The 24500-nt window shown below is 64.9% G+C and carries 26 protein-coding genes; 22 read left to right on the plus strand and 4 right to left on the minus strand.

Translation table 11 applies throughout. The features are described 5' to 3' along the window. Positions 1-30: 30 nt before the first annotated feature. The 13 genes from CMV14_RS19765 to CMV14_RS19825 all read left to right on the plus strand — a co-directional run bounded on the left by CMV14_RS19765 (position 31) and on the right by CMV14_RS19825 (position 11904). Positions 31-2058 carry a conjugal transfer protein TraG gene (locus CMV14_RS19765; protein ID WP_066966111.1) on the plus strand — a complete coding sequence of 676 codons (2028 nt, stop codon included), beginning with the start codon at positions 31-33 and terminating at the stop codon, positions 2056-2058. Between the two features lie 2 nt (positions 2059-2060). Beyond that, positions 2061-2462: a YlcI/YnfO family protein gene (locus CMV14_RS19770; protein WP_066966114.1), complete on the plus strand. Its 402-nt coding sequence runs from the start codon at positions 2061-2063 to the stop codon at positions 2460-2462. Positions 2463-2494: 32 nt separating this feature from the next. Continuing rightward, positions 2495-3442, plus strand: coding sequence for a P-type conjugative transfer ATPase TrbB (gene trbB / locus CMV14_RS19775; protein WP_066966117.1), 948 nt, complete (start codon positions 2495-2497; stop codon positions 3440-3442). A 2-nt stretch (positions 3443-3444) separates the two neighbouring features. Then, positions 3445-3759 (plus strand): TrbC/VirB2 family type IV secretion system protein, encoded by a 315-nt coding sequence (locus tag CMV14_RS19780; protein WP_066966119.1) that lies wholly within the window; start codon positions 3445-3447, stop codon positions 3757-3759. Continuing rightward, the gene (locus CMV14_RS19785) at positions 3756-4028 is read left to right on the plus strand and encodes a VirB3 family type IV secretion system protein (RefSeq protein ID WP_066966122.1); all 273 of its coding nucleotides are present in this window, start codon (positions 3756-3758) and stop codon (positions 4026-4028) included. Before CMV14_RS19780 ends, CMV14_RS19785 begins: the two co-directional genes overlap by 4 nt. Beyond that, on the plus strand, positions 4022-6472 hold the full coding sequence (gene trbE, locus CMV14_RS19790; protein WP_066966123.1) for a conjugal transfer protein TrbE: 2451 nt from the start codon (positions 4022-4024) through the stop codon (positions 6470-6472). The genes CMV14_RS19785 and trbE overlap by 7 nt, the downstream gene beginning before the upstream one ends. Then, positions 6469-7212 (plus strand): P-type conjugative transfer protein TrbJ, encoded by a 744-nt coding sequence (gene trbJ, locus CMV14_RS19795; RefSeq protein ID WP_096367796.1) that lies wholly within the window; start codon positions 6469-6471, stop codon positions 7210-7212. Before trbE ends, trbJ begins: the two co-directional genes overlap by 4 nt. A 125-nt stretch (positions 7213-7337) precedes the next feature. Beyond that, positions 7338-8636: a P-type conjugative transfer protein TrbL gene (gene trbL / locus CMV14_RS19800; protein ID WP_066966126.1), complete on the plus strand. Its 1299-nt coding sequence runs from the start codon at positions 7338-7340 to the stop codon at positions 8634-8636. Position 8637: 1 nt separating this feature from the next. Further along, positions 8638-9438 carry a conjugal transfer protein TrbF gene (gene trbF / locus CMV14_RS19805; protein WP_066966129.1) on the plus strand — a complete coding sequence of 267 codons (801 nt, stop codon included), beginning with the start codon at positions 8638-8640 and terminating at the stop codon, positions 9436-9438. Beyond that, the gene (trbG, locus tag CMV14_RS19810; RefSeq protein ID WP_066966132.1) at positions 9435-10262 is read left to right on the plus strand and encodes a P-type conjugative transfer protein TrbG; all 828 of its coding nucleotides are present in this window, start codon (positions 9435-9437) and stop codon (positions 10260-10262) included. The genes trbF and trbG overlap by 4 nt, the downstream gene beginning before the upstream one ends. Beyond that, positions 10259-11434, plus strand: a complete 1176-nt coding sequence (locus CMV14_RS19815) for a TraB/TrbI/VirB10 family type IV secretion system protein (RefSeq protein WP_238147100.1) — start codon at positions 10259-10261, stop codon at positions 11432-11434. Before trbG ends, CMV14_RS19815 begins: the two co-directional genes overlap by 4 nt. After that, entirely contained in the window at positions 11431-11667 is a 237-nt protein-coding gene (locus CMV14_RS19820) for a DUF2274 domain-containing protein (RefSeq protein WP_066966135.1), read from the plus strand. The genes CMV14_RS19815 and CMV14_RS19820 overlap by 4 nt, the downstream gene beginning before the upstream one ends. A gap of 9 nt (positions 11668-11676) precedes the next feature. Beyond that, the gene (locus tag CMV14_RS19825; protein ID WP_083215972.1) at positions 11677-11904 is read left to right on the plus strand and encodes a helix-turn-helix transcriptional regulator; all 228 of its coding nucleotides are present in this window, start codon (positions 11677-11679) and stop codon (positions 11902-11904) included. A gap of 4 nt (positions 11905-11908) precedes the next feature. On the opposite strand, the gene CMV14_RS19830 is transcribed toward CMV14_RS19825, so the two are convergent. Then, entirely contained in the window at positions 11909-13327 is a 1419-nt protein-coding gene (locus CMV14_RS19830; RefSeq protein WP_066966138.1) for a site-specific integrase, read from the minus strand. 317 nt (positions 13328-13644) lie between these two features. Here CMV14_RS19830 and CMV14_RS19835 point away from each other — a divergent pair, with 317 nt between their 5' ends. Next, on the plus strand, positions 13645-13983 hold the full coding sequence (locus CMV14_RS19835; RefSeq protein ID WP_176489125.1) for an O-linked N-acetylglucosamine transferase family protein: 339 nt from the start codon (positions 13645-13647) through the stop codon (positions 13981-13983). 159 nt (positions 13984-14142) lie between these two features. Here the strand turns inward: CMV14_RS19835 and CMV14_RS19840 are convergent, their stop codons facing one another. Beyond that, positions 14143-14502 (minus strand): hypothetical protein, encoded by a 360-nt coding sequence (locus CMV14_RS19840; protein WP_066966144.1) that lies wholly within the window; start codon positions 14500-14502, stop codon positions 14143-14145. Between the two features lie 258 nt (positions 14503-14760). Between CMV14_RS19840 and CMV14_RS19845 the strand changes: the two genes are divergently transcribed. Genes CMV14_RS19845 through mnhG form a run of 6 tightly spaced genes read left to right on the plus strand, consistent with a single transcriptional unit; the run spans position 14761 to position 20743 of the window. Beyond that, on the plus strand, positions 14761-17691 hold the full coding sequence (locus CMV14_RS19845; RefSeq protein ID WP_066966147.1) for a monovalent cation/H+ antiporter subunit A: 2931 nt from the start codon (positions 14761-14763) through the stop codon (positions 17689-17691). Beyond that, complete coding sequence (locus CMV14_RS19850; protein ID WP_066966149.1) at positions 17691-18032, plus strand: Na+/H+ antiporter subunit C; 342 nt, start codon at positions 17691-17693, stop codon at positions 18030-18032. Before CMV14_RS19845 ends, CMV14_RS19850 begins: the two co-directional genes overlap by 1 nt. Then, positions 18029-19648, plus strand: a complete 1620-nt coding sequence (locus CMV14_RS19855) for a monovalent cation/H+ antiporter subunit D (RefSeq protein WP_066966154.1) — start codon at positions 18029-18031, stop codon at positions 19646-19648. Before CMV14_RS19850 ends, CMV14_RS19855 begins: the two co-directional genes overlap by 4 nt. Then, positions 19645-20127, plus strand: a complete 483-nt coding sequence (locus CMV14_RS19860; RefSeq protein WP_066966157.1) for a Na+/H+ antiporter subunit E — start codon at positions 19645-19647, stop codon at positions 20125-20127. The genes CMV14_RS19855 and CMV14_RS19860 overlap by 4 nt, the downstream gene beginning before the upstream one ends. After that, positions 20124-20405 carry a K+/H+ antiporter subunit F gene (locus CMV14_RS19865; RefSeq protein ID WP_066966160.1) on the plus strand — a complete coding sequence of 94 codons (282 nt, stop codon included), beginning with the start codon at positions 20124-20126 and terminating at the stop codon, positions 20403-20405. Before CMV14_RS19860 ends, CMV14_RS19865 begins: the two co-directional genes overlap by 4 nt. Then, positions 20402-20743 (plus strand): monovalent cation/H(+) antiporter subunit G, encoded by a 342-nt coding sequence (gene mnhG / locus CMV14_RS19870; RefSeq protein WP_066966163.1) that lies wholly within the window; start codon positions 20402-20404, stop codon positions 20741-20743. Before CMV14_RS19865 ends, mnhG begins: the two co-directional genes overlap by 4 nt. A gap of 38 nt (positions 20744-20781) precedes the next feature. Here the strand turns inward: mnhG and CMV14_RS19875 are convergent, their stop codons facing one another. After that, positions 20782-21378, minus strand: coding sequence for a TetR/AcrR family transcriptional regulator (locus CMV14_RS19875; protein ID WP_066966166.1), 597 nt, complete (start codon positions 21376-21378; stop codon positions 20782-20784). Positions 21379-21835: 457 nt separating this feature from the next. On the opposite strand from CMV14_RS19875, the gene CMV14_RS19880 reads away from it, so the two are divergent. Continuing rightward, positions 21836-22471 (plus strand): nitroreductase family protein, encoded by a 636-nt coding sequence (locus tag CMV14_RS19880; RefSeq protein ID WP_083215975.1) that lies wholly within the window; start codon positions 21836-21838, stop codon positions 22469-22471. Between the two features lie 66 nt (positions 22472-22537). Here CMV14_RS19880 and CMV14_RS19885 read toward each other — a convergent pair whose 3' ends face one another. Beyond that, positions 22538-23518 carry a bile acid:sodium symporter family protein gene (locus tag CMV14_RS19885; protein ID WP_066966168.1) on the minus strand — a complete coding sequence of 327 codons (981 nt, stop codon included), beginning with the start codon at positions 23516-23518 and terminating at the stop codon, positions 22538-22540. Between the two features lie 82 nt (positions 23519-23600). Between CMV14_RS19885 and CMV14_RS19890 the strand changes: the two genes are divergently transcribed. Further along, a complete protein-coding gene (locus CMV14_RS19890; protein WP_066966299.1) occupies positions 23601-24467 on the plus strand; it encodes a LysR substrate-binding domain-containing protein in 867 nt (288 codons plus the stop codon). Positions 24468-24500 lie beyond the last annotated feature (33 nt).

Genomic DNA, 24500 nt, shown 5'->3' on the forward strand with positions numbered 1-24500 from the left:
TGATTGAATCACGTGCGGGCGGAGCCTCGCATGTCACCTACCAAAGTTCTCGTCGGACAGATTTTGGTCGTCTTCATTCTAGCTTTGCTGGGTGTCTGGACCGCAACGCAGTGGACAGCAGCCTCGTTCGCTTATCAACCCGAACTCGGCAAGCCGTGGACAACCATCGGAGCTTATCCGCTCTATTACCCATGGGCGTTATTCAGCTGGTGGTACCACTTCGAAGCATACGCCCCGCTCGTTTTCGACCAAGCCGGGTTTATTGCCGCCACCAGTGGTTTAGTTGCCTATGGCGCTGCAATCGCCGGATCGGTCTGGCGGGCACGGCAGAACGCCTCGGTCACCACCTACGGGTCGGCTCGCTGGGCCAATACGGTTGAGATCGAGGGCGCAGGCCTGACAGCCGATAAAGGCGTCTATCTCGGCCGAACCGAACGTCATTATCTCCGCCATGACGGCCCTGAACACGTCATGGCGTTCGCGCCCACGCGGAGCGGAAAAGGCGTCGGCCTTGTCGTTCCAAGCTTGCTTGGCTGGATGGGCTCGGTCGTTGTCCACGACATCAAAGGCGAGAACTGGCAGCTGACCGCCGGATGGCGCGCGCATTTCTCGCATAGCCTGCTGTTCAACCCCACCGATCCGCGATCGGCACGCTATAATCCGCTATTGGAGGTTCGCCGGGGCGCACAGGAAGTCCGCGACGTCCAGAATATCGCCGACATCTTGGTCGATCCCGAAGGCGCGCTCGACCGGCGCAACCACTGGGAAAAGACCAGCCACTCGCTGCTGGTCGGCGCCATCCTCCACATCCTCTACGCCGACGAGGACAAGACGCTCGCGCGGGTAGCCGCCTTCCTGTCCGATCCGAAGCGCCCGTTCGTCGCGACGCTACGGGCGATGATGACGACTAATCATCTGGGCTCGACCGAAACGCCCATGGTCCATCCGGTCGTCGCATCAGCAGCACGCGAGCTTCTCAATAAGTCCGAGAACGAGCGCTCGGGCGTGCTTTCGACCGCGATGTCGTTCCTGGGCCTCTATCGCGACCCGACCGTCGCCGCCGTGACGGCGGCCTGCGACTGGCGGATCGCCGACCTCGTCGAGGGCCGGCATCCCATCTCGCTCTATCTGGTAGTACCGCCGTCCGACATCAGCCGCACCAAGCCGCTGATCCGCCTGATCCTCAACCAGATCGGCCGCCGCCTCACCGAGCAGCTCCACGCCGAGGGCGCGCCCGGCCGCCATAAATTGCTGCTGATGCTTGACGAGTTTCCGGCGCTGGGGCGGCTCGACTTCTTCGAGACGAGCCTCGCCTTCCTCGCCGGCTATGGCGTCCGCGCCTTCCTGATCGCCCAAAGCCTCAACCAGATCGAGAAGGCCTATGGCGAGCACAACTCGATCCTCGACAACTGCCATATCCGCGTCGCCTTCGCGACCAACGACGAGCGGACCGCGAAGCGCCTGTCCGATGCGCTCGGCACTGCGACCGAACAGCGGTCCATGCGCAACTATGCCGGCCACCGGCTGGCTCCCTGGCTCGCCCATGTCATGGTGAGCCGCCAAGAGACGGCACGCGCGCTACTGACGCCGGGCGAGATCATGCAGCTGCCGCCCGTGGACGAGATCATCCTCGTCTCCGGTCACCCGCCGATCCGCGCGAAGAAGCTGCGCTATTTCGAGGACCGGAGCTTCACCGGCCGTGTCCTGCCGCCGCCCGCCCTCGCTTCGAACGGTTATCCCGATCGGCCGCCGACCCGGTCCGACGACTGGACCGGCATGGTCCGAGCCGCCGACCCGCGGCTCGCTCCGACCGCAGCCGACGAAGATGCAGCGGAGGCCGGCGGCCTCGAACAGGCCCCGCACCCGGCACATGAGATTGAGCTGCCTGCGCCGGAGCAGGTGCAGAGCGCCGACCCGCTCGGGCTTAATGAAGACGAGCCGGATGCCGCGATCGACAAGCGCGCGATGGATCAGGCGCGGGCACTGGGCACGGCGCGCAGCATCTACGCGATGGATGCCGGCACCACGCATCCCGGCAATCTCGAGCTGGACCTCTGACCGTGGTCGAGCGCGTCCGCTACCAGCTCTTCCTGCCAAAGCCGCTCAGCGATCGGTTGGAGGCGCTCGCCGCGAAGCCCGGGGCGACCAAGTCCGCGATCCTCACCGACGCGCTGACCGCCTGGCTCAATCGTCGCGGCGCGTCCGAGCTCGAAGAGCGCTTCGCGATCCGGCTCGACCGGCTGACCAACGCGATCGGGCGGGTCGAGCGCGACGGCCATGTCGTGCTCGAAACGCTGGCGCTATTCATCCGCTTCGAGCTTTCGATCCAGGCGCCGCTGGCGGAGAATGATCAGGCAGGCCGGGCTGTCGCCCGGCAGCGCTTCGAAGCCTTCGTCCAGCAGGTCGGACGGCAGGTTGCCGCCGGCAAGCGGACGCTCGGGCCCGAGGAGGGCGACCGGTGAACCCCGGCTTCTCTGCCGATCGCCGCCGCGCGATGCTCCGAACCGCCATGGGGCCCGCGATCGCGGACGCACTCGCCGATCCGCTCGTCACCGAGATCATGGTCAATCCCGACGGGGCTTTGCGGCTCGACCGGCTGGGAGAAGGTCGGATCGATACCGGCACCAAACTCGACGCCGCGACAACCGAGCGGATCATCCGCCTCGTCGCAAGCCAAGCAGGCGGCGAGGTTTTGCCGGACATACCGATCGTTTCAACCGAGCTGCCCGCCCATGTCGACGGCGGCGCCGGAGAGCGCTTCGAAGGCCTCCTGCCGCCGATTTCGACCGGGCCCTGTTTCTCGATTCGGAAGCCCGCGGGCCGCCTCTACAAGCTCGACGACTACGTTGCTGACGGGCTGATGGCCCCGGTCGCGGCAGACCAATTGCGCGCCGCCGTCGTCCAGCGGTCGAACATCTTGATCGCCGGCGGCACCAGCTCGGGGAAGACGACGCTCGCGAATGCGCTGCTCGCCGAACTGGCGTGGATCGACGCGCGGGTCATCCTCATCGAGGATACGCGCGAGCTACAGAGCCCGGCGCCCGATACGGTAGCGCTGCGCACCCGCCCCGGCAGCGTCTCGATGCGCGATCTGGTGCGGTCGACCCTGCGCCTGCGCCCCGATCGCATCATTGTCGGCGAAGTTCGCGGGCCGGAAGCGCTCGACATGCTCAAGGCGTGGAACACCGGCCATCCGGGCGGGATCGCGACTATCCATGCCAACAGCGCGACCGCTGCCCTCTACCGGGTCGAGCAGCTGATTCAGGAAGCGGTGCTCACCGTCCCGCGCGCGCTTGTGACCGAAGCGATCGACATCGTCGTCTTCATCGCGGGCCGCGGCGCCGACCGGCGAGTCGCCAGCGTCGCCCGCGTGATCGGTGTCGATCCCGATACCGGCGCCTACGCCCTCACCGAACTTCTTCCCCCAACCCAAGGAGACTGACCATGCGCGCCATCGCGATCATTCGCCCACTCATAGCGGCTCCGCTGCTCACGATCGCCGCGGCGGCGCATGCCGCCGGCTCAGGTATGCCTTGGGAAGAGCCGCTCGAACAGGTGCTCGAGTCCGTTCAGGGTCCGGTGGCCAAGATCATGGCGGTGATCATCATCATCGTCACCGGGCTGACCCTGGCGTTCGGGGAAACGGCAGGCGGCTTCCGCCGCCTCATCCAGATCATCTTCGGCCTCTCGATCGCCTTTGCCGCGTCGAGCTTCTTCCTGTCCTTCTTCAGCTTCGGCGGTGGGGCGCTGGTCGCGTGACCGACGCTACGCCCCATCTCGAAGGCTTCGAAGTGCCGATCCACGGATCACTCGGCAGCCCGATCCTGCTGGGCGGGGCGCCGCGCGGCGTCGCCATCATCAACGGCACGCTGGCGGCGGCGATTGGGCTCGGCCTCCAGCAATGGTTGCCCGGCCTGATCCTCTGGCTCGCCGGTCACAGCCTCGCCGTCATGGCGACGCGCCGCGATCCCGACTTCCTGCCCGTGCTGCTCCGGCATCTTCGCCAGAAAGCCTATCTCTCATGCTGAACCTTCGCGAATATCGCGGCACGGCCGACAGGCTCGCCGATCATCTCCCATGGGCCGCGCTGGTGGCGCCCGGCGTCATGCTCAACAAGGATGGCAGCTTCCAGCGCAGCTTCGCCTTTCGCGGGCCCGACCTCGAATCCTCGACCGAGGCCGAGCTGATCTCGATCTGTGCGCGGGCGAACAACGTGCTGAAGCGCTTCGGCACGGGCTGGGCCATGTTCTTCGATGCCGAGCGCCGCGAAGCGCCCGGCTATCCTGACAGCAGCTTTCCCGATGCCGCGAGCTGGCTGGTCGATGCCGAGCGCCGCGCCGGCTTCGAGGCCGAGGGCGTCCATTTTGAGAGCCGCTACCACCTGACTCTCGTCTGGCTGCCGCCGGCCGACAACAGCGAGACCGCCAGTCGCTCGCTGATCGACCGACCCGAGACCGAAGCCGGACGGGATTGGCGGGGCGCCCTGCAGCAATTCATCAGCGAGACGGCGCGCGTCTTCGACCTGCTCGCCAGCTTCCTGCCCGAGATGGCGGCGCTCGATGACGCCAAAACGCTGACCTTCCTGCACGATGCCATTTCCGACCGGCGCCATCCGATCGCCGTTCCGGCAACGCCTATCTATCTCGACGCGCTGCTCACCGATGCCGCCCTGACCGGCGGGCTCGAGCCGCGCTTGGGCGAACTTCATCTTCGTACGCTGACCGTGCGGGGCTTCCCCAGCCTCAGCCGCCCCGGCCTGCTCGACGCGCTCAATCACCAGGACTTCGCCTATCGCTGGTCGACGCGCTTCATTGCGCTCGACAAGGTTGATGCCACCAAGGCGCTGACCTCGCTGCGCCGGCAATGGTTCAACAAGCGCAAGTCGGTCGCGACCCTGTTGCGCGAGGTGCTCTACAACCAGCCCGCCCTGCTGCTCGACAGCGATGCCGACAACAAGGTCGTCGATGCCGACCAGGCCTTGCAGGCGCTCGGCGGCGATCATGTCGCCTTTGGCTATCTGACGATGACGATCACCGTCACCGATCGCGATCGGGACGCCGTCGAGGATAAGGTCCGGCGGGTCGAGCGCATCATCAACGGCCTTGGCTTCACCACCATCCGCGAGACCGTGAACGCGGTCGAAGCCTGGCTGTCGTCGCTGCCGGGACACGTATATGCCAATGTCCGGCAGCCGCTCGTCCACACGCTGAACCTCGCCCACCTAATGCCGCTGGCCGCGGTCTGGGCGGGGCCAAAGCGCAACAAGCATCTCGACGGACCGCCACTGCTCCTGGCGAAGACCGCTGGGGCAACGCCGTTCCGCTTGTCGACCCATTTCGGTGACGTCGGCCATATGATGGCGGTCGGTCCCACTGGCGCCGGCAAATCAGTATTGCTGGCGCTCATCGCGTTCCAGTTCCGGCGCTATCCCGGCGCCCAGATCTTCATCTTCGACAAGGGCTGGTCGGCCCGTGCGGCGGTGCTGGCGATGGGCGGCCGGCATCATGCGCTTGGAAGCGACGAGGTTGGGCGATCGCTCGCCTTCCAACCGCTGCGGGATATCGACGACGAGACCCAACGCAGCTGGGCAGCCGACTGGATCGCGGCTCTGTTCGAGCATGAACGGCTGATCGTCACGCCAGACATCAAATCTGCGCTTTGGACTGCCTTGTGCAGTCTCGCGTCGGCGCCACCCGAGGAGCGATCGCTCACGGGCCTGTCGTTGCTCCTGCCCACCAACGCACTGCGGCAGGCGCTGGCCCCCTATACGCTCGACGGACCGCACGGCCGGTTGCTCGATGCGGCCGAGGCACCTCTTTCGTTCGGGGACATCCAGTGCTTCGAGACCGAGGCGTTGATGGCGCAGCCCGCGGTGGTTGCCCCCGTGCTGAGTTATCTCTTCCACCGGCTCGAGGCGCGCTTCACTGGGCGACCAACGCTGCTGATCCTCGACGAGGCCTGGATCTTTCTCGACCATCCGCTGTTCGCGGCCCGGATCCGCGAATGGCTGAAGGTGCTGCGCAAGAAGAATGTCGCGGTGCTCTTCGCCACCCAGAGCCTGGCCGACATCTCCGCCTCATCCATCGCGCCAGCGATCATCGAGAGCTGCCCGCAACGCATATTGCTACCGAACGACCGCGCGATCGAGCCGCAGAGCAGGGAAGCCTATGCGCGCTTCGGGCTCAACAGCCGCCAGATCGACTTAATCGCGCGGGCGACGCCCAAACGGCACTACTACCTCCAGTCAGCTCGCGGGAACCGCCTGTTCGAGCTTGGGCTCGGACCCATCGCGCTCGCGCTCTGCGCCGCGAGTGATCCCGCCAGCCAGAAGCTGATCGACGCCATCCTCGACGAGCACGGCACCGCCGATTTCGCGCGCCGCTTCATCGACGCCGTCGGTCCCTATTGGGCCGCGCCGCTGCTCGATGACTTCCCATCCACCCCCGCCCCCCAAGAAGGAGATGTCCAGTGAACCGTCGCCGCATCATCATCGCCGCGCTCGCCAGCGCCGCTGCCGCCGGGACCGTCGCCGCCGTCGTGCTAGTGCCCGACACACCCGCCCGGGCCCAGCTCTCGGTCTTTGATCCTAGCAACTATGCCCAAAACATCCTGACCGCTGCGCGCACGCTACAGCAGGTCAACCAGCAGATCCGGCAGCTCCAGAACGAAGCCGACATGCTGACCAACATGGGCAAGAACCTGTCGAAGATCGACTTCCCGCAGCTGAACGCCCTCAAGCAGAAGCTCGCCGAGATTGATCGACTGATGGGGCAGGCCCAGGGCATCGACTTCAAAGTCGATCAGCTCGACGAGCGCTTTTCCCAGCTCTTCCCGCGCGACTTCGCCTCGGCGCTTCGCGGTGACCGCCGAATCGTCGATGCCCGCGCGCGGCTCGATGCGAGCTATGAGGCCTTCCGCCACACAATGGCGGTCCAGAACCGTGTGGTCGAGAATGTCCGCGACGATGCCCAGACCCTCGCTGAGATCGTCGATCGCAGCCAGGGCGCCGAGGGCTCGCTCCAGGCGCAGCAGGCGACCAACCAGCTGCTCGCGCTGACCGCCAAGCAGCAATTCCAGGTCCAGCAGATGATGGCCGCGCAGTTCCGCAGCGACGCGCTCGAACAGGCGCGCCGCGCCACGCAGGCGGCCGAGGCGCGCGCGGCCACCAAAAAGTTCCTCGGCTCCGGATCAGCCTACCCCCCGCCCGAATAGCCCCCCGCGGGCCGGTTAGGCCCTGATCCGGTCAGCGGTGACGGTTCGCCTCCCGTCACTGCCGTCGCGGGGCGCGGGCCCGCTCCCCGCTCGCGCCCCGCGACACCCTTCGAAGGACAGCCCAGTTGCAAGATCTCAGCGTCATCGACCGCTTTCTCCAAGCGTTCATCACCTACATCGACAGCGGCTTTGGCCTGCTTGGTTCCGATGTCGGCTTCCTGACGTCGACGCTTATCGCCATCGACATCACGCTAGCGGGGCTGTTCTGGGCACTCGGCGGCGAAGACAATGTCATTGGCCGGTTCCTGCGCAAGATCCTCTACGTCGGCGCGTTCGCGTTCATCCTTAACAGCTTCTCGACGCTGGCCGACATCATCTTCCGGTCCTTCGCGCAGGCGGGCCTCACCGCAGGCGGCGGGACGCTCTCGGCGGATGACCTGCTGAAACCTGGCCGGCTCGCTGGTGTCGGCTTCTCGGCCGCCTGGCCGCTGCTCGATCAGGCCAGCGACATGGTCGGCATCACGACCTTCTTCGATAATTTCCTGACGATCATGATCCTGCTGTTCGCCTGGATCATCGTCATCATCGCCTTCTTCATCCTCGCCGTGCAGATGTTCGTAACGATCGTCGAGTTCAAGCTGACGACGCTCGCCGGCTTCATCCTGGTACCCTTCTCGCTGTGGAATCGGACTGCCTTCCTCGCTGAGCGCGTGCTCGGCAATGTGGTGAGTTCCGGCATTAAGGTGATGGTGTTGGCCGTCATTGTCGGGATCGGCTCCAACTTCTTCGGCGAACTCCGTGACGCACTGCAGGGTCAGGAGCCCGACATCGGTCAGGCGATGAGCCTGGTGCTCGCTTCGCTCTCACTCTTTGGCCTCGGCATCTTCGGGCCCGCGATCGCGAGTGGTCTGGTCTCCGGCGCCCCCCAACTTGGAGCAGGCGCCGCGCTCGGTACGGTTGTCGGCGCGGGTAGCATCGTCGGGCTCGGTGGCGCGGCGGCAATCGGCGCCGCCCGCGGCATCGGCGGCGGGGCCGCGGATGCGGTTCGCGCTGGAACTTCGATGGGCACTGCGGCATCGACCGCCTACGGGCTCGGGCAGGCTGCGGCGGAAACCCCGTCGGTGGCGGCCGGTCTCGGTGGTGTCGCCCGGGCCGCTGGCAACGCCGTTCGGGCTCGGGCCTCGACAGTCCTCGGAGTCGATGAAGCCCGGGCCGCTGGCGCGGACAGTGGCCGCCGCGCCTTCGCAGGATCCGATGGCACTTCACCTGCATCGACTGGCGCCGATCGCGCGCCGGCTTGGGCGCAGGCACTGCGCTCGGAATCCAACGCCCGCCATCGCCGCCAACTCGCGGTCCATTCGCTGAGCCAGGGCGATCGCGGCGGCGGCTCCGCCAATCCCGACATCAAGGAAAGGAACGACTGACATGCTCTTCAAGCGTGCTGTGCAGCGCTATGGCCGAACGCCGCCGCCTGAAACACCCTACGCCCGCGCGGGCAAGGTCTGGGACGACCGCATAGGATCTGCGCGAGCCCAGGCTAGCAACTGGCGCTTCATGGCGATTGCGAGCCTCGGCCTAGCCGGGGGTCTGGCTGGGACGCTCGCCTGGCAGGCGACACAAAGCCGCGTTGTGCCCTACGTCGTCGAGGTCGACGCGCTCGGCGAAGCCCGAGCCGTTCGCCCGGCCGATGTCGAATATCGGCCGGGCGATCCTCAGATTGCGTGGCATCTCGGACGCTTCATCACTAATATCCGCTCGGTGTCGCTCGACCCCGTGCTGATGCGACGGGGATGGCTCGAAGCCTACGATTTCGCCACCAAGCGCGGCGCCGTCTTCCTCGGGGACTATGCGCGCGGCGCCAATCCCTTCGGGAAGATCGGCGAGAAGACCGTGTCGGTCACGATCACCAGCGTGGTGCGCGCGTCCGATCAATCCTTCCAGGTGAAATGGGTCGAGACCGCATATGAGCGCGGCAGCGAGGCCAGCTCGAGCCGGTGGACCGCGATCCTGACGGTCGTCACCAAGCCGCCGGCAACGGCCGACGTGCTCCGCCGAAACCCGCTCGGCATCTATGTTGATGCGATCGACTGGAGCCGGGAGCTTGAGACGTCCCTGCCGCAGCCGCGGCGACCTGTCGTACCACCCGCGAACATCCCGTCCGGATCGCCGCTGGATCCGACGCTCGCCGAGACGCCACCCCATATTCCTCAGGAGTTCGGAGCATGAAAAAGCTGTGTTTCATTGCCGCAAGCCTACTTGCAGCGCAGCCAGCCCTAGCCCTGCCATCGACCGGATCAGCTGTCCTGCAGGTGAGCAGCGCCATGCGTGCCGCAACGGTCGAACCGGCGCGGCAGGGCTACGTCAACGCCCTGCAGGTCTACGCATTCTCGGACGGCGCGATCTATCAGGTCTATACCGCGCCGGGCTCGATCACCGACATCGCGCTCCAGCCCGGCGAAGCGCTGATCGCCGTCGCCAGTGGAGACACCGTGCGCTGGGTGATCGGTGACACGACCAGCGGAACCGCTGAAACCAAGCGGGTGCATATCCTCGCAAAGCCAATATCGGCAGGGCTGAGCACCACGCTCGTCATCACGACTGATAGGCGGGCCTACCATCTTCGGCTGTCGAGCACCGCTATTTCGACGATGGCCGGGATCCGATGGTCCTACCCTCAGGACGAATTGCTGGCGCTGAAGCGCGCCGCCGTTGCGGCCGAGGCGGCGGCACCGATCGCGACCGGGCTGCAGATCGACCAGCTCAACTTCAATTATGCGATCAGCGGCGACAAGCCGAACTGGCGGCCGTTGCGCGCCTTCGACGATGGTCGGCAGACCTATATCGAGTTCCCGGCTTCGCTCGGTACCGGCGATGCGCCACCGCTGTTCGCGACCGGAGCAGACGGATCGGTCGAGCTGGTGAACTATCGCCAGCGCGGCCGCTTCTACATCGTCGACAGGATCCTCGACCGTGCAGAGCTTCGCTTCGGCCTCAGGAAGCAGCAGATCGTGCGCATCAGCCGCTATGCTGACGGGCGAGGTGGGGCGTGACGGGCGAGGCCACCCCGATGCCCGCGCCGAAGGTAGATCCTGAGACCTTGGTGCTTCGCAGTCGGCCGCCGCGCGCGATCCGCTTCCGTCGGGGGCTGATCGTCGGCGTCGCCGCGCTTGGTTCGGCGAGCCTGATCGGGCTGACCTGGGCAGCGCTAAAGCCGCAATTCCTCACGACCGCAGTGCAGGAAAGCGAGCTGTCCGCGCCGAGTCACCAAGCATCGGCTGATGCCCTCGCGGCGTTGCCTAACAACTATGGCGATGTGCCGAAGCTCGGGCCGCCGCTGCCAGGCGACCTTGGCCGGCCCATCCTGCGGGCCGAGCGCCGCGGTGATCTTGAAACAGCGTCATCGGTTCGGCAGCGGGAGGACAGTGAGCGGCAGGCCTATGCCGACGCCCTCAAGGCGGCTCGGCAGTCGCCGGTGCTGGTGCAGGCCGCCGGAGTGGCGACGGGCGCGCGCGGTGGCGACGCCGCAATAAGCATTCCGAGCTTGCGCGGTTCGGACGCGCTGCCGACCGCGGCTTCAGCTTTGGGCGAGCCGCTCGAAGGCCGCTCCGATGGGCGAGGTGCAATCAATCCGCACCGTCTGCTCCCGCCGTCATCGCCGTACATCCTGTCCGCCGGCAGTGTCATTGCAGCGAGCTTGTTAACGGCGCTCAATTCGGACGTGCCGGGCATTGTGGTCGCCCAGGTGACCCAGCCGGTATACGACAGCGCGACCGGAAGGCTGCTGCTCGTGCCGCAAGGTTCGCGGCTAATCGGGCGCTACGACGAAAAGCTGTCCTTCGGCGCGAATCGTCTCGCCATTGGCTGGCAGCGCTTGATTCTGCCTGATGGAAGCTCGCTCAGCCTCGACGATATGCCGGGAACCGACGCGGGCGGAACGGCCGGCCTCACCGATCAAGTGGATCGTCACATGGGTGCTCTCGTCAGCGCTGTGACTCTATCTACGGCGCTCAGCGTCGGCAGCGAGCTCGCGCTCGGCGGCGATGGGCGTCTGATCGATGCCATCCGGCAGGGATCGCAGCAGAGCGTCAACCGCGCTGGAGATCTGCTGGTGGGCAAGCAGCTGGACGTCCGGCCCTCGATCGTCGTCCGGCCAGGCGCAACTGTCCGCCTGCTCGTCCAACGCGACCTCATGCTGTCGCAGTGGAAAGGAAATGCACAATGACCGAGCTGAAACTCGCAAGGCTCCCGGATCGAAACCCCGTCAAGCTCGCGATCGCAGTCATGCCGGATCTGCACTCAGCCCTTCTCGACTATGCAGCGATCTACGCAGAACGATATGGCCAGCAGGAAGCACTGCCCGAGCTCATTCCGGCGATGCTCGAAACATTTATTGCCAGCGATCGCGGCTTCGCGAAGGCGCGCGAAGCCATGCGTTCAGACCAGTCTCGAAAATAAGGTCGACCGATGCCCAAATTGACGGAAACACCCGCAGGCGCCCCGTCTCCGTTCAGATCGAACGAGGAGGCCGCCCGCTACCTACGTCTCTCACCGCGAACCTTGGAAAAATATCGGGTTAGCGGCGAAGGACCGCGCTTTCGCAAGCTCGGCAGGAGGGTGGTCTACTCGGTGGTCGACCTCGAATCCTGGGCGGCGGCACGGGCTTGCTCATCTACCGCAACGCCGGCCGATTGAGCGGTCAGGCGGCAAGCGGGGACTGTTCGTCCGCGTAAAGCCACAGGATAGTATCATCGCCTTGCGCCGATCGCGTCGGAACACCGGGCTTGTTAGCCACGTGATCGCGCGCAGTCGGTCGTTCCAGATCGACCATACCCGCATCGGTTCTACCGCTGGACAACCACGCCAGCGTTTCGTTCCGCCGCTCCCCCGGCCCATTGGCAACCGCATTCAACATCAAATCCGATATCTTTTCCTGCTGGCGGCGAAGATGATCCGACATGATAACAGAGACCGTGATATACTCCTCGTTCACGCCGGGGAGCGCGTGGTTCATCAAAATCTTGGCATCGAGCGACGGTACTCGCGCAGCCTGAGCACAAGTCCGGAAGGTTTGCCGCAGATCATTGCCCCACTTACTAAGGATCGAACGGTCTTCCTGCGTTTCCTCGATATGACCCGATTTGCTAGCTGCCGCAAAAATCCAGGTTTCTGCCTGTTCTGGATATAGCCGGCGCGAGATCCTTATCGTGCGGATGAGGCAGCGGATCATCGCAGGCGACAGGACAATATCGAATGCCCGGTCGGCGCCGCCCTTGGGCATCGGAATGTGTAGCAAGCGACGATGCCAATTAATATGTTCAAGCGCCGAGCATTTGAGGGCGCCCGGACGGCAGCCCGAAAGCGCCGAGAAAAGATGGAATTCGCGCCGTACGGGATTCTCCAGGGCAACGAGCTCATCGAACCACTGAGGCAGCTGCCTCGGTCCCATCCCGGTCTTGCGACGGTGTTCCCGGTTCCAATCGACGGCATCGACCGGATTGCCGACCGGCAGGCTCCGGTCCTTTTTACGCGCGTGGTTATAGATCGCCCGTAGAGTCCTCATGGCGCCGTTGGCACCGTAGGGTCCATTCTCTTCGGTCAGCCGGTCATGGCGGCGAGCCACCATATCCGGATCATTGGAAAGCACCTTGATGGAGGTCTGCTTCCAGTCAGCGAAATACCGGTTCAGGTGGGTTTCGTAACCGGAGATGGTCCGCGGCGACCGGCTCTTGCGTTCGAGCGCGATCTTGAACCGCTCCCAAGCCTCCCACAGCGTCACCCCATCTTTGCGGGCCTCGACGGGGTCCTCGCCACGATCGACTGCCCGCTTGTCGGCTGCCGAGGTGATCTTGCTGTCGGAAATTCCCACCAGCGCTTTGCGAGCCTTAGTGCGTGCCTCACTGGCACTAACCTGGGGGGCTGAGCCAACCCGCACGCGTACCGTCTTACGGTGATCGCCCACGATGGTGTCCTGCTGGACACAGTAGGATTTGCGGCGCTTTCCGACGAGGACGAAGAAGTTGGTGACCTCGCTGTCACGGACAATGTAGCTCCCGCTATCGGCCAGTGGCAGCCGGCGCACGACATCATCGGTAAGCTTTATTCGATTAGCGCGCATCGTCGTCTCCAAGTCCGCAGACCCGTTCAGAAAACAATCTGAAAGGCCAAAAAGAACGGTTATTGAACGGTGGACTAGTCGAGGACATGGCACACCGATCAGCTACGATGAGATTATATGGCGACCTACTCACCCCACCAAATCAATGATTTAGGGGTAAAGGGATCGTGTCCGAGGGAAGCTCAGAGAAGCCTGTCGGACTCGCGTGGGCAGCTACGAATCTGAGGGTCGGACGTTCGAATCGTTCCGGGCGCGCCAAGTTCTTCCCGATATCGAGACATCCCAATTACTTAGATATCCCCGCGCGAGTTCGACATTTGGATGCGCTTGCTCGGCAAGGTGGGGGCAGCGTGCTGTGGCTGCTCCGCGCCAATGCCTGGGCCGACGCCAATCTGCTACGCGAAGCCAAGAGCCGGGGCGTCGATCCGGCCCGCGTCATTTTCGCCAACCCGATGCCGCATGAGTTGCACCTGGCCCGGCCGAAGCAGGCCGACCTGGTCCTCGACACCTTCAACGTCGACGCACACACCACCGCCACCGATGCGCTCTGGGGTGGGGTTGCCAGTCGTCACGCGGCCGGGGCGGCGGTTCGCCGCACGGGTGGGCTTCAGCTTGCTGACGGCGCTCGGCGTGCCGGAACTGGTGGCGCAATGTGATGCGGATTGTGAGGCATTTCACTTGATACTCGCCACCGATCCCAAACGGCCGGTCGCGGGCTGGGAGAAGGATCGCAGGTAATCGACCAACAGCGCCCTTGTTCGATACAGCGCGGTCGACGCGGCATTTCGAGGCCGTCTATCGGGCGCCTGTCAGCATCAGCTCAACGGACTGGCTCCCGCCGATATCGAAATCGAGTAGCTGGCGGGGCTATCTTGCTGTCCCCGCGCACGCTTACGCAGCTTCAGTCCGCGCTTCTGCGGGCGGAGGGGGAGGCTCCGCGCCTCCATGTCGCCCGGCCATTCGGGTGACCCGATCGGACGGCCGATGCCTTCGGCCTTGCGCAGGGCGGCATAGGTGAAGGCCTCGTCGAACGTCTCGCCGAGGAAGGCCGCGAAGTCGCCGACACGGCCGAGCGCGGGGGCGACGGTGACGAAGCGGCTGTCCCGGCCGGTGAGGTGCGCGCGTACACGTGACCAAGGCCAGTTCTCGGGGCGCTGTACCAGCCGGGCACGCACCGGATCAGTCGCTTTACCTCGGCCCCGTCGCCGATAAAGCGATCGCATTTCGGGATCGCTTTCGACCTCACCGCAGTAGCACGTCGGGCGCAGGCTCAGGGTGCGTCGCAACGGCCGGCGGAGCAATGACCCGCGCTTTCGGGACCTCTGCGGGTCCGCGACAGCGACAGCGAAGCCTTGCCCTTTCCGGCCGCTTCCACCCATAAGGGCGGCGGCCGCTCAATGGCGGTCGAGTAAAAATATGGATTATCCAGACGAATGACCGATGCGAGCTCAGTCGCCCTGATTCTCGCGCTTCCTTTCCTGGGCAGCCTGATCTCGGCCTTCCTGCCGGCCCGCGCGCGCAACTGGGCGGCGGGGCTCGCGGGCTCGGTCGCCCTGTTGGCGGCGGGGCTGCTGGCCGGCTTCTATTCCGAGATCTCGGCCGGTCGGGTTGTCCGCCATGCCGAGCCCTGGCTGCCCTCGCTCGGGCTGGACCTCACGCTCAGGATCAGCGGCTTCTCATGGCTGTTCGCCATGCTCATCGTCGGCATCGGCGCGCTGGTGGTGCTTTATGCCCGCTATTATATGTCGCCGCAGGATCCGGTTCCCCGGTTTTTCTCCTTCCTGCTGGCCTTCATGGGATCGATGCTGGGGATCGTTCTGTCCGGCAATCTCATCCAGATCATCTTCTTCTGGGAGCTGACCAGCCTCTTCTCCTTCCTGCTGATCGGCTATTGGCACCATAACCAGAGCGCGCGTGACGGCGCCCGGATCGCACTGATCGTCACGGGAACGGGCGGCGTGTGCATGCTGGTCGGCTTCCTGCTGCTCGGCAGGATTGCCGGCAGCTACGATATCGACCAGGTGCTGATGGCGGGGGACCTGATCCGCGGCCACCATCTCTATCTGCCGATGCTGATCCTCATCCTGATCGGCGCGTTCACGAAAAGTGCGCAATTCCCGTTCCACTTCTGGTTGCCGCACGCCATGGCGGCACCGACGCCGGTGTCGGCCTATCTGCATTCGGCCACGATGGTCAAAGCCGGCATCTTCATCCTCATCCTCCTCTGGCCCGTCCTCGCGGGCACGGAAAGCTGGTACCTGATCGTGGCGACGACCGGCCTGGCGACGCTTCTGGTCGGCGCCTGGGCGGCGATCTTCCAGCATGATCTTAAGGGTCTGCTGGCCTATTCGACGATCAGCCATCTCGGCCTCATCACCCTGCTCCTGGGCCTTGGCAGCCCGCTTGGCGCGGTGGCGGCGATCTTCCACACCCTGAACCACGCGACGTTCAAGGCGTCGCTGTTCATGGCGGCCGGCATCATCGACCACGAGACTGGAACCCGGGACCTGCGCCGGCTGAGCGGGCTCGCGCGCTTCATGCCGATCACCGCCACGCTCGCGATGGTCGCCGCCGCCGCGATGGCCGGCGTGCCGCTGCTCAACGGCTTCCTGTCGAAGGAAATGTTTCTCGCCGAAGCGCTGGAGGTGCACAGCGGCACCATTCTCGACCAGCTCCTGCCGGTGCTGGCGACGCTCGCCAGCATGTTCAGCGTGCTCTACTCGCTGCGCTTCATTCACCAGGCCTTCTTCGGACCGCCACCGGCCGACCTGCCACGCAACCCGGCCGAAGCGCCACCCTGGATGCGCCTGCCGATCGAAATCCTCGTGGTCCTCTGTCTGCTGGTCGGGATCATTCCGGCGGTGACCATCGGCCCCCTGCTGGACATCGCCGCGCGCTCGATCCTGCGCGACAGGACGCCTCTCTACGATCTCGCCGTCTGGCATGGCTTCAGCATGCCGCTGTTGATGAGCGCGATCGCGCTGGTGGGGGGCGTCCTGCTCTACGGGCTGCTCGGCGCGCGGCTGAACCGCACCGCGATATCCCCGCTCATCGGATGGATCAAAGGCCGGCGGACGTTCGAAACCGTGCTGGCAGCCACGATCCAGGGAGCGCGCAAGCTCTACGGCCTGGTCGGCACGCGACGGCTTCAGGTCCAGCTGCGCCTGTTGATCGTCACCGCCATCGTGGCCGGCGCGCTCCCCTTCATCAATCTCGGCTACAGCCTCGGATCACTTCCCGGCACGGTGATCGACCCTGTGTTCGCCGTCCTCTGGGGCCTGGGCGGCGTCGCCGCGATATGCGCGGCGGTCCGCGCGAAGTTTCACCGCCTGGCTGCGCTGATCATGGTCGGCATCGCAGGCCTGGCCACCTGCATAAGCTTCATCTGGCTGTCGGCGCCCGACCTCGGGCTGACCCAGCTGCTCGTCGAGACGGTGACGCTGGTCCTGTTGCTGCTTGGACTGCGCTGGCTCCCGCTGAGATCGCGGCACATTCCGGCCGATATCGGCACACCCTTCAGCGTCGGCTTCAGGCGGGGCGGCGATCTCCTCCTGGCGATATGCGGCGGCGCCGGTGCGGCCGCGATCGCCTATGCGATCATGACCCGCCCGGCGCCCGAGGGTATCTCCCGCTTCTTCATGGAACAGGCCTATCCCGGCGGCGGCGGCGCCAATGTCGTCAACGTCATTCTGGTCGATTTCCGCGGGTTCGACACGCTTGGCGAGATTACCGTGCTTTCGATCGTCGCGTTGACCGTGTTCACCCTGCTCAGGCGTTTCAGGCCCGCCGCGGAAAGCACGCAGATACCGGACCAGCAGAAGGTTCAGAACGCCTCCGATGGCGCGCGCGAAGGGAGCCAGCACGGCGACACCGCCAAACATTATCTCCTCGTGCCCCGGGTCATCATGGAGTGGCTGTTTCCGGTCATCCTGACCTGTGCTCTCTATCTGCTCGTGCGCGGCCATGACCTGCCCGGCGGCGGCTTTGCCGCGGGGCTCACGGCCTCGATCGCGATTATCCTGCTCTACATGGCCAACGGCACGCGCTGGGTGGAAGCCCGGCTCAACGTCCATCCGGTCCGCTGGATCAGCGTTGGCCTGCTCCTCGCCGCCACGACCGGCATGGCTGCCTGGCTGTTCGGCTTCCCCTTCCTGTCGACCTATTTCAGCTATTTCACGCTGCCGATCATCGGCGATGTCCCGATCGCCAGCGCGCTGCTGTTCGATATCGGCGTCTTCGCCGTCGTGGTGGGCACGACGGTGCTCATCCTCATCGCATTCGCGCACCAGTCGATCCGCACACCGAGAGCGGCCCCCAAGCCCGATGCCGTCGCTCCCGATCACGATATCGGGCAGATCGTCTGATGGAGGCCGTACTCGCACTGGGCATCGGCGTCCTGACGGCTTCCGGACTCTGGCTGCTGTTCCGCCCCCGCACCTTCCAGGTCGTGCTGGGATTGTCGCTGCTCTCCTATGCGGTCAACCTGTTCATCCTCGCCGCCGGGCGCCTGCGCAGCGATGCTCCGCCGATCGTCGGCAAGGGCGCCGTCGATCCCGCGCTCTACGCGGATCCGATCCCGCAGGCGTTGATCCTGACCGCCATCGTCATCTCCTTCGCCACCACGGCGCTGCTGCTCGTGGTGCTGCTCGCCGCCCGCGGGTTGACCGGCACCGACCATGTCGACGGCGAGGATGACGAGCGATGAACGGCTGGATGCACCATCTGATCGTGGCGCCGATCCTTCTTCCGATCGTGGTCAGCGCGCTGATGCTGGCCTTCGACGAACGGCGGCGGACGCTGAAGCGGGCGCTCAGCCTGGGCGCCACCGCTGCGCTGATCATCATCGCCGGACTGCTGCTCTGGCAGGCGGACGGGCGCCTCGATACCGGTATCGCGCGGCCACGGGCCTATCTGGTGGGCGACTGGCCGGCGCCGTTCGGGATCGTCCTGGTCGCCGACAGGCTGTCCGCCCTCATGCTGCTCCTCACCAGCGTCCTCGGCTTCACCGCACTCTTCTACTCGCTGGCCCGGTGGGACAGGTCCGGGCCACGCTTCCATGCCCTGTTCCTGCTGCTGTTCGCCGGACTGAACGGCGCCTTCCTGACCGGGGACATCTTCAACCTGTTCGTATTCTTCGAAGTGCTGCTGGCCGCTTCCTATGGCCTCATCCTGCACGGTGCGGGCGCGGAACGGACCAAGGCGAGCCTCCATTACATCACGATCAACATCGTCACCTCGCTGCTGTTTCTGATCGGCGTGGCGATGATCTACGCGGTGACCGGGACGCTCAACATGGCGGACCTCGCCAGCCGCGTCCCCGCCGTCCCGGCGGCAGACCTCATGCTGCTCGAAGCGGGCGCAGCGATCCTGGGCATCGCCTTCCTCGTCAAGTCCGGCACCTGGCCGCTCAGCTTCTGGCTGCCCCGCACCTATGCCGCCGCGGCCCCGCCCGTCGCGGCGGTGTTCGCGATCATGACGAAGGTCGGCATCTACATCGTCCTGCGACTGTCCTCGCTGCTGTTCGGCGCCACCTCGGGAAGTGCGGCCGATTTCACCGACCAGTGGCTGATCTGGTCCGGCTTCGCGACGATGCTGTTCGGCATCCTGGGAATATTGGCGACCAGAACCCTCTCCCGGGTCGCGGGCCATTATGTGCTGGTTTCCTCCGGCACGCTGCTCGCGGCGATTGGTATCGGCGGCGCCGCGCTGACGGCGGCGCTGATCTTCTACCTCGTCAGTTCGACGCTCGCGGTCGGCGCGCTGTACCTGATCATCGAGCCGGTGGAGCGCAATGCCGATGAGGATGACATGATCGCCGGCATCGCCGAGCCGGTGTTTGACGACGAATATACCGGCGCGGTCGAGGAGGAGGACAACGAGATCGGTATCGTCATCCCGGGCACCATCGCCGTGCTCGGGGGCGGCTTCATCTTCTGCACATTGCTGCTGGCCGGGCTGCCCCCGCTGTCGGGCTTCATCGCCAAGTTCGCCCTGATAGACGCGCTGTTCCGCGCCGATGCCATCGGGCCGACCGCCTGGATCCTGATCGGTCTCGTCATTCTGTCCGGTCTCGCCACGATGATCGCCCTGACGCGGGCAGGCATAGACCTGATATGGACCCCGGCCGAGGATTCGCCGGCCCGGCTCAGCGTGATCGAGGTCGTGCCGATCGGGATCCTGCTCTCCGTCTGCCTCGCGCTGATGATCTGGTCGGGGCCGCTCTTCCGCTACATGAAGGCGACCGCCGACGTGCTGAGCGATCCCGCAGTCTATATCGACGCCGTGAGGACGGCGCCTCGATCGGGCGGAAGCCCGGGATGAGGCGGCTCCTTCCCTTTCCGCTGCTCACCGCAGCGCTGTTCATCATGTGGATGCTGCTCTCCGGCTTTTCGCCGGGGCATATCCTGCTGGGCGCGGGCATCGCGCTGCTTGTGACAAGGGTCATGCTCTCGCTGGCACCGGAGCCGCCCCGCATCCGCTTCGGGCGGGCGTTCTGGAAGCTCGCGGGTATGGTGGTCGCCGATATCGTGCGGTCGAACATCGCCGTCGTCAGGATCGTCCTTTTCAACCCGGCCGCGCGGAAGTCGGGCTTCATCCAGCTGCCGACCGATCTGCGCAACCGATACGCGCTGGCGACACTGGCCATTATCATCACCGCGACGCCCGGCACATTGTGGCTGCAGCACGACCCCCGCCACGGCCGCATCCTCATCCATGTGCTGGATCTGGTCGACGAGGCAGCCTGGATCGAACTGATCAAGAATCGCTACGAGAAATTGCTGATGGAAATCTTCGAATGACCCAATTCCTGCTCGCAATGGCGATCACCACGTCACAGGTCATCCTCGGCGTCGCGATGGCTGGCGCCGCATTCCGGATTCTGAGCGGGCCGCGTGCGCAGGACCGGGTGCTGGGCCTCGACGCGCTGTACCTGGCGGGAATGCTGCTGCTGCTCACCTATGGCATCCAGACCGGACGCACCCTGTTCTTCGAAGCAGCGCTCGTCATTGCCCTGGTCGGCTTCGCCGGCACCGTTGCTCTCGCGAAGTTCCTCATGCGCGGAGAGGTGATCGAATGAGCCAGGCACCCGACCTGCCGGCCTGGGCCGCCCTGATCGTCGGGATTTTCGTTCTGCTCGGGGCATCGATCACCCTGATCGGGGTGATCGGACTGATCAGGCTCGGCAGCTTCTATGACAGGGTTCACCCCCCGACCCTGGGCCCGACCCTGGGGACGGCCTGCATCCTCGTCTCGTCGATAACCTGCTTCTCGGTGCTGCAGTCCCGGCCTGTCGTCCACGAGATCCTGATCGCGGTATTCGTGACGCTGACGACCCCCGTCACGCTCATGCTCCTCGCTCGCGCCGCTCTATATCGGGACCGCCGAGAGGATGTGCCGGACGTACCTCGCGATTAGGTCGGCAATGTCGGCGCGATGACGGAACAGCAGGAGAGCTAGGCCATCAGCGTGTTCCACATCATCCGTTCCAGCAACTCGCGATATTCCTGGGCGGGCATCAAACTACGCCGTTTGTAATGCCAGATGCCGTACAGAGTCAGTTGCTGCATGGAGAAGAATATCACGTTGAGCTCGCCATCGGTGACGGTGGGACGGAGAAGCTTCAGCATGGCCCCGCAGCGAGCCCTGTACTCCCGCTGCATGGCTACGATCTTCTCGCGAGCGGCGTCGGAAAGATGCGCCACCTGGCTTACAGACAGGATGTGGGATTGGCCGGAGGGTCCAAACAGATAATCGAGACGGACCTTCAAAAGCTGCCTGAGCTTTTCCTCCGGGGCCAGCGTCTCGTCATCGTCGATCGCCACGAGTTGGCCAAGTCCATACGCCATCGAATTGACGCAAATCGTATCCAGGATTTCCTGCTTGCTGGAAAAATGCCGATACAGGGCGGGGCCGGTAAGGCCTGCCTGCTTCAAGATGCTTTCGATGCCCGTCTCTTTATAACCTTGCTCGGCAAAGATCTTCGCCGCGATTTCCAGCAATTCCGCCTGACGTGACGCCGTCTTTTTTCGCTTTCGCACGTTCTCAGCCAAATTCTTCCTCCAGGCATCCCGATGCAATATCGTCGGCCATATGGCGCGATCCGACGCGAAAGCTCAACATCCCCGGCGCCGCGTCGGAAAGCGGCCTCACTCCTCTCCGATACCGGCATATTCGGCGCGACCGCTCGTCAGGGCCAGGACGCCCCGCCCGGCATTGAAGCGCGGCCACTTCGTAGGTGCACAATCCGTGCAAAGCCATGCCGCCTCGCCCCGGCCGGCCTTGCATGTCACGTCACGACATTCCACGCCACCCCCTCATCATCCATGAACACCAAATAACTATATACCAATCCATGCAACCGCAGCTTTTGGCCACATCTCCAAAACCTGCCGGAAGTGGCACCTGAAACTCCGTCTGTCAGGCGATATCACTGATATGATGCAGTCCGTCCCGGAAATTCTTGATTCTCGCACACCGCCCGTGAATAACAATAACGGTCAATAACTTTTGGCTGCTCGCCAAATTTTATCTGAATCCCAAGATCGCGAGGACAGTTTGAACATAGACACTCCGAGTTCCGCCCCGGCGACGCTGATCGATCTGCTGACGACGCGCGCCTCCGCCATCAAGCTGGTGGAGCCTGGGCCATCCGAGGAACAGCTTGCCTCGATCCTGAAGGCAGCGGTCAGTGCGGCCGACCATGGACGGCTTCGGCCGTGGCGCTTCGTCGTGATCCGGGGCGACGGACGAAGGCGGTTCGGCGACCTGCTCGCCAGAGTGCAGCAGGACGCCGACCCGGCGGCGTCCGAAACGCAACTCGAGAGCGCACGGGCGAAGGCCATGCGCGCACCCGTCATCATAGCCTTGCTCTGCGAAGCCGACCCCGCGAGCAAGGTACCCGTGATCGAGCAGCAATTTGCCGCGGCGGCAGCGGGGGCCCATCTCATGCTGTCGGCAAAGGCGCTCGGCTTCGGCTCGAACTGGAAGACCGGATCGGCCGCCTATCATCCCATCGTTCGCGAAGGCCTGGGCTGCGGCAGGGACGGCTCCATCATCGGATTCTTCTATATCGGCACCGAACCCAAGCCTTCACCGCTGGCCCGCGCGCCGATCGAGTCGGTCGTCCGGCATTGGTCCGACTGAGGGGCTGCCCGACGGGTCGGAACTCCCACGCCGGCCGCTGCGCGTCCGCTCCGGCTCGCGATGATGTCAGGCGGGAAGGTTCCGGCCCGGCGCGGCGGCATAGTGCCTCGCCAATACGGCGCAGACGACGAGCTGGATCTGGTGAAACAGCATCAACGGCAGCAGGATCAGGCTCAGCTGCGGCCCTGGGAACAGCAGGCTCGCGATCGGCAATCCGCTCGCCAGCGACTTCTTCGATCCACAGAACTGCAGGACGATCTCATCCTCGATCGACAGCGACATGAGCCGCCGGCCGATGAAGCGGGTGAGGAGAAGCACGACGCCGAGCAGCACGGTCAGCAGGACGAGCAGGATCACCAGGTCGACGGCTGCCACCTCGCCCCAGACATTCTGCACCATGCCCTTCGAGAAGGCGACGTAGATGATCAGCAGGATCGAGCCACGATCCGCATATCCCAGCACGCGCTTGTGACGCTGTATCCAACCACTCAGCCAGGGACGAAGAAGCTGCCCCATCAGAAACGGCGCCAGCAGCTGCAGCGTGATGTCGCGGAAGACATCGAAGGACAGCACCACGCCACTGGACTGAAGGAGCCACCCCACGAGCAGCGGACTGAGGAAGACACCCAGGAAATTGGACAGCGAAGCCGCGCACAACGCCGCCGCGACATTGCCGTGGGCGATGGACGTGAACGCGATCGATGACTGTACCGTGGACGGCATCAGGCAAAGCAGCACCACGCCGGCCAGCAGCGTCGGCGGCAGCAGCCCCGACGCCAGATGGCTGGTACCCAGTCCGAGAATGGGGAACAGGGCGAAAGTGCATAGCAGGACCGCGAGATGCAGCCGCCAGTGAACGAGGCCGGCCAGCGCTGCCTGAGGCGAAAGCCGCGTGCCATAGAGGAAGAACAGGAAGCCGATCGCAACATCCGCCGTCGTCGCCGCGATAGCCGCCCCCTGACCATGGACGGGCAGGACGGCCGCGAGCGCGATCATCAGCAGCATCAGGCCGACATAGGGATCGAAGAATTGCAGGATCTTTTTCATGACTTCAGATCGCGCAGAACCCTGCAATTGTAAATCCGGATAACCGTGATTACTGTTATCGCATATGGAAATATCCCGCCCCATGCTCGACCCTTCATGGCTGAAGAGCTTCGCCGCCGTCGCCCGCACGCTCAGCTTCACTGCGGCGGCGGCGAGCCTGAATCTGCGGCAATCGACGGTGAGCGAGCATGTACGCAAGCTCGAAGCCGCCGTCGGCGCACGCCTCTTCATCAGGGACACGCATTCGGTCAGGCTCACCGCCGATGGCGAGGCCATGCTCGGCTTCGCCGGTTCGATCCTCGACGCCAATGAACGGGCATTGCGCCATTTCGCGAAGGCGGACCTGAGCGGATCGGTCCGGCTCGGCGTAACCGAGGACGTCGTTCTCGCCGGATTGCCGGAACTGTTGCGACGATTCACCGCCGATCATCCCCGCATCGCCCTGGAGCTGGTCGTCGAGTTGAGCGAGACGGTGCGCGAGAAGCTCGAGCTCGGGATGCTTGATCTCGCCTTCATCAAGCGAGCGGCCGGCGACACCACCGGCGATCTGGTTTGGCGGGAGCCGCTTGTCTGGATCGCCGCCCCCGATTTCGTCCTGGACGGCAAGGCGCCCATTCCCCTCATCGTCCTGTCTCCACCAGCGATCACCCGTACGGCGGCCCTGGCGGCACTCGAGAATATCGGCGGCAGCTGGCACATCGTCTGCACCAGCGGAACCCAGAGCGGCGTCCACGCCACCGTCGCGGCCGGCCTGGGCGTCGCTCCCCATGCCCGGTCGCTCGTTCCGCCAGGCCTCAAGGAGGTCCATTCGCCGGACCTCCCGGCGCTCGGCGATGTCGAGTTCGTCGTGCTCGCGGGCCGGCAGGGACGCCGGGGTCCGGCGCTCGCGCTGGTCGAGGCGATCAAGACGCACGGCTCGCTGCTCCGCCGGCGAAATTTCCGGAACTGATCGGTGACGGATTTCGCCTTCTTCGGCTCGCCT

The organism is Rhizorhabdus dicambivorans (assembly GCF_002355275.1).
In the GTDB taxonomy this organism is placed as follows: Bacteria; Pseudomonadota; Alphaproteobacteria; order Sphingomonadales; family Sphingomonadaceae; genus Rhizorhabdus; species Rhizorhabdus dicambivorans.